General features: G+C 32.3%; 1 protein-coding gene. It reads left to right on the forward strand.

The annotated features are described in order from the left end of the window. The first annotated feature begins 65 nt into the window (after nucleotides 1-65). Nucleotides 66-437, forward strand: coding sequence for a hypothetical protein (locus ACY2RU_RS17820; RefSeq protein WP_490139837.1), 372 nt, complete (start codon nucleotides 66-68; stop codon nucleotides 435-437). Nucleotides 438-595: the final 158 nt, after the last annotated feature.

Below are 595 nucleotides of genomic sequence, written 5' to 3' on the forward strand. Positions count from 1 at the left end.
GTTCTACACCATTTTAAAGTTCTTCAGAAAATTAAAAAATGTATTTAAAAACAAATAATACTGAGATGAAAAATCCAAAATGGAACGGAATCAAGACCGCTCTAAATAAAATGGATTCAAAAAACAACACATATCTAACGCTTGAAAATGAAAATGGAGATTACGTTCAATGTGCTGGATGGATAGAAAAAATGATCGTAGAATTTAGGTTGAATTCCAAACCAAAATTCAAACATTACGTAATCGGAAAAGGTGAAAATAAAAGTCCTTTAAAAATTGAGTGGGTTTCACTACAAACAAATTTAGGTGAGATAATGATACACAAAGAAGAAGTTTTGAACTTAACAGATGCAGAATTAATATTCAAGGAATTTTACGATAAAAGTTTAATTCCAACGCATTTAAATAAACGAAACGTAACAAAACTGTACTTATAAAAACGGTGTAGAACAACGTATAAAGCCAATGGCTACTTTTGAACAAATCTAAAATTTCGTCATTTTTAAAAACACTATATTTATTTCCGAATAAACTCGCAAACGGCTTCGCCGTGGCTTCCGAGTCGCACGCGTCGACGCCGCTGCCAACATTTGCG

The organism is Ulvibacter sp. 2305UL32-6, from assembly GCF_058148545.1.

Coding starts and splice junctions, on each gene's coding strand:
- ACY2RU_RS17820 (WP_490139837.1), top strand. CDS start 66: ATGAAAAATCCAAAATGGAACGGAATCAAGACCGCTCTAAATAAAATG.